We start from the raw sequence: 4212 nt of genomic DNA, 5'->3' as shown, positions 1-4212 counted from the left end.
CACACTGCGAGTGATGGAGGGTCAAGGCACTTTGCTTTTTTTAACTCCCTCATGAGGGTGTTTGCGCTGACTCTTAGCACACGAGCGATATTCCAAATTCCACTGCCATTCATACTCATATCAATAATTTTCTCTTTTGTCTCTGGTAAGTCACCCGACCACTTATAGCTCAGCAGGAATGTATCTTTATCACAGCCTGTGTTTTTCGCATTTATAACGCTGATTGCCTGAAGCGTTCCTGCCAAATTTAATGACATCATTCTGCCTGTATTGTGAGCAATTGACTTCGATATGAGGCATGGATAAATCTCTAAATTATTTTTAATTTGATTTAAATTACACTATATTAATCAATAAGATACATGCAGTTTGTTGTATAATAGTCAATTGATATTATTGAATCTACTATGATAATACGCAAACTTGGATTCTTCTTCTAAATAAAGTCTTTGATATCGCATAATTGACCTAGCAATCCTAACAAGGGTGCAAACCATCAGGTACTCCTCCATGGTGCATTCTTCCTTATGATAAGCTTGTAAATACCCTACTTTAACCTCATCTAAATCAACTTTAAGCGAATGATTACTATCTTGATTAAGTGCGAATATTCCACTTAAGTTATTATAAATGCCTATAACATCTTGGCTATCATGACTAACAACAGCATCTCGCATAGAAGAAAAGCAGTACAAATGGTAATAAAGTTCCTGATAGGTATTAACTATATTTGCTCTTATTGCATATAGCTGATTATTCGGATTTAAATCAACCCTATTTAACTCTTTTAAAGAGTGCTCTAACATAGAAAAATTATAATTCATACTTTTTCTATTAATTATATGATAACTCATTGAACGTCTAATTAGTGTTAGATAAAGCTTCGTTTGGTTTATTGTATGCTGTACTGATTCAAAACGACCAAACTTCCAAAAAAGCTTTTGAAATAAGGCAATAGAACTAACTCCTAACAAAATTCCAATAAGGCGGTCTGTAGGAGGGTTAAGTGATACTACCGGCCCCAGCTCAACTACACCTAAAAAAATGCACAACACTAGCCTGAGTACCAAAATAGCTAGAATGAGAATGACCAAAGTGAAGATAATTAAACAAAAATGTAAATACTGCTATAATCAAAATTATTACAACAAAGCTTTGAATATTCAAATCAATGATAATGAGTGCAACAACGAAACCTGCAAAACACCCGGCTAAGCGTTGATAGCCTTTATATCGTGTCGTCGCAGCATCCATGCTTAAGCATGCACCAATCGATACAGCAATTTGAGAGCCCCCTGGCAAAGAGAAAAAATGACCAACATAAAGGCAATAGTAAAACTGCGCTTGCATTGATACCTGCATATTTTATATAGTAAAAATCGAGATTGAATAATTTATTCTCTGATCTTTTTTGAAATAGATCGATACTACTTAGCTTATTATTTTTATTGATGACAATATTACTTTTCAATGAAAAAAGTAACTTCGCTTGCATAAAGATTGCTGGAATTTCATCATTATTTAAGTTGATTTTTGCAAAACTATCTATTAGCTCTTTATATCTTTTATACATATTATCCAGTCTTTTTTCTAAAATAGTGACAGCTATCTCTCCAGAAGCCAACCCTTCTTTTAAGCTTTCTAAAACTTCATCAACTATTTTACTAAGCTCCAATAAAAAAGCATTATCACTCTCATTGTAATTATCCCTGTCTGCACAGTTAACGAGAAAACAAAAAATACCATTGAGTATTTCTACCAGCTTTAATTTATATTGACGCTTTAGCCTATTCTCTCTAAAATTAAACACTCTTTCATAGGCTATATAATCTTTATTGCTGTTTAATATATCTAAATTTTCTTTTAGCCTCTTTAATAAAAAAGTCAAAGTCTTTACTACTCTTTTTTGCCATCTGCGTTATAAAAATAATGATTAACTTCTTGAAGATTATCTATAAAACCGGTTATTGCCTGATTTAATAATAAAGCAGATGAGCCAGTAGGAAATAAAAGACAAGTAACAAAGCTTGCAAAAATCCCAATAGCAATTTCCAAACTACGATAAACAGCAACAGCATACATTGCATTTGGGCTTGGATCACTTAATACATTTAACATCACCATTAACATAGTAATATAGCCTAACAACCAGGCATATGCATGCTGACGATCAACAGATGAGCAATAAATTCCGACCACAGCAACCGAAAAAATGACCGAGTAATAAACAAAGGTGTATTGAATAAATAATCCTGCTAGAACCACACCAAGTCCAGCGCCAATTACCGTACCTAGAAAACGCAACAGACTCTTGGCAAGAGTACTACCTAAGCTTCCTTGAATAACAACAAATGCACTAATTGCAGACCAAAAAGGGGCATCTAGCTTTAGTAATACTGCTAAAGCAATAGCAAGTATACAAGCAAATGTTGACTTAATTACTTGTTTTAATTGGGTTTTAGATTGAAAGCGATTAATAAACTCACCATGCAAGCTTTTCTTTAGCTTATGATATGACCCATCTACCCGACTTGAAACACTCATTTTAGCACCACAACACTAGCATCTGTACCAGAGTAGTAATTTTCAATATTTGAAGTATTATCCAAATAAATTGTTACAGGCACCCGATAATCATAACGAATCCAATTTGTTGAAGGTTGCACATAAGCTTCCGCCCCACTATTATTATTTTTACTCCTAGAAATAGCATGTGCAACACTATCAACTTTCCCTTTCAAAAAAGCGCCAAGGGGCACTTGCTAGATGTACCCATACTGTTTTACCCGGATATATATTAACTAAATTAGTTTCCTTGATATTGGCAATCACACGCCAATTTTTCTTAGCAACTATACCAAAAAGAACATCTCCTTTTTTAATATATTCTCCGCTATAAGCATTTAAATTATTCACATAGCCATCATGAGGTGCTCGAATAGTTGCGTTTGATAAATAATATTTTTGCAGTGACAAACTATTTTGATATTCTTTAATTTGTGAACTAAGCACAGCTTCCTGCTTAATAGAGTTTTGATATAAGCTTTTACTATTAATTAATGCTTCTTTGTCTGATGAAAGAGAATTTTGATATTGATCAAATAGCGCTGAAGAAATAATATTTTTCTGATGTAACATACTGTAACGATTAAATTCTTGTTGAGAAACTTTAAATTTACTTTCCTGGACTAAGTAATTCTCTTTTTGATCTTTTTCTTTAGTAAGCAATACACTTTTTTCATAACTTAACTGACTTAAAGAAGCTTGTGCTTTTGCAACTGCCAGTTTAAAAGGTTGATTATCTAAGGCAACAAGAACTTGCCCTCGCTCTACGTATTCATTGTTCCTAACATAAACTTTATTAATCACTCCTGAAACACTTGATGCGATTTTAGTCACATCTGCCTTCATATAAGCATCATTGTTATAAACGAATATATAACCAGAACTATAATATATAACGACAATACCAACCAATATGATCAGCAGTACATAGGTTTTATAGAGCGAAAATAACTTTCTACTTATTTTATACATTACAATATTCTCTTAGAGAGTAGCTAATGGTTAATGTTCAAATGATTAACAGTATAAACTGCAGGTTAACCAGAATATCAGCCAACCATGCAGCTCTTGCTCAAAGCATTCCGAATCAACGATTCCAATGAGGCACTCGTTGCATTGCTTGTACAGATTGTGACCGTTGATTTTCACTTTCTATGATTGTATTAGAGTTTATCGAGCTTATTTGGCCTTGCTCCATAGTCAGCATCGCTCTTTGCTCTGCTGAGTGAGAGTGTTCAACATTAAGGCTAGCAAAGCCTGTTATTGTGACTAATGACAAGCAAATAGCTGTAAGAATAATTTTCATACCTATCTCCAATTACCATGAATAATATAACGAGTTAACTTAGATGTAGACCTTACAAATCAATGAAATATTACAACATAAAGCCTTTATAAACAATTTTCTTTTTCTTAATTAAAAGTAAGTTTTAATTACATTAATAAGCATAGGCCTGCTACGTGGGTGACCTTGTTGAAGCCTTTCCATTATTTATCATTATCGGTATAATTAAGCGCTTGTTAATCAACATGATAGCCGAATATCCCTAGTTCAATTCACGCTAAACATCTTTTCCAAATCGGCAAAACTTGGCGGCGCTACTATGTGGCCAATCGAGAGAATATTCCTCGCACGGTAGTTGAAAC

8 protein-coding genes are annotated in these 4212 nt (G+C 33.5%); all 8 read right to left on the bottom strand.

Features of this window, described 5'->3' with window-relative positions:
- Nucleotides 1–260, bottom strand: a 260-nt coding sequence (locus BGC07_RS15370; RefSeq protein ID WP_235603460.1) for an IS1-like element transposase, incomplete at its 3' end; no start/stop codon positions are given.
- A gap of 123 nt (nt 261–383) precedes the next feature.
- Entirely contained in the window at nt 384–1052 is a 669-nt protein-coding gene (locus tag BGC07_RS15365; protein WP_069313960.1) for a hypothetical protein, read from the bottom strand.
- The gene (locus tag BGC07_RS24005; RefSeq protein ID WP_158006980.1) at nt 1027–1302 is read right to left on the bottom strand and encodes an FUSC family protein; all 276 of its coding nucleotides are present in this window, start codon (nt 1300–1302) and stop codon (nt 1027–1029) included. The genes BGC07_RS15365 and BGC07_RS24005 overlap by 26 nt, the downstream gene beginning before the upstream one ends.
- The gene (locus BGC07_RS20850; RefSeq protein ID WP_069313958.1) at nt 1229–1888 is read right to left on the bottom strand and encodes a hypothetical protein; all 660 of its coding nucleotides are present in this window, start codon (nt 1886–1888) and stop codon (nt 1229–1231) included. The genes BGC07_RS24005 and BGC07_RS20850 overlap by 74 nt, the downstream gene beginning before the upstream one ends.
- Before the next feature lie 8 nt (nt 1889–1896).
- Nucleotides 1897–2544, bottom strand: coding sequence for an FUSC family protein (locus BGC07_RS15350; RefSeq protein WP_069313957.1), 648 nt, complete (start codon nt 2542–2544; stop codon nt 1897–1899).
- Nucleotides 2541–2741 carry an HlyD family secretion protein gene (locus BGC07_RS15345; RefSeq protein ID WP_069313956.1) on the bottom strand — a complete coding sequence of 67 codons (201 nt, stop codon included), beginning with the start codon at nt 2739–2741 and terminating at the stop codon, nt 2541–2543. Before BGC07_RS15345 ends, BGC07_RS15350 begins: the two co-directional genes overlap by 4 nt.
- Nucleotides 2725–3411, bottom strand: coding sequence for an HlyD family secretion protein (locus BGC07_RS15340; protein WP_158006979.1), 687 nt, complete (start codon nt 3409–3411; stop codon nt 2725–2727). Before BGC07_RS15340 ends, BGC07_RS15345 begins: the two co-directional genes overlap by 17 nt.
- A gap of 241 nt (nt 3412–3652) precedes the next feature.
- A complete protein-coding gene (locus BGC07_RS15335; protein WP_069313954.1) occupies nt 3653–3871 on the bottom strand; it encodes a hypothetical protein in 219 nt (72 codons plus the stop codon).
- Nucleotides 3872–4212 lie beyond the last annotated feature (341 nt).

It is taken from the genome of Piscirickettsia litoralis, assembly GCF_001720395.1.
GTDB classification, from domain to species: Bacteria; Pseudomonadota; Gammaproteobacteria; order Piscirickettsiales; family Piscirickettsiaceae; genus Piscirickettsia; species Piscirickettsia litoralis.
Note: the sequence above shows the minus strand (reverse complement) of the source record. Positions and strands in the feature narration are given on the sequence as shown.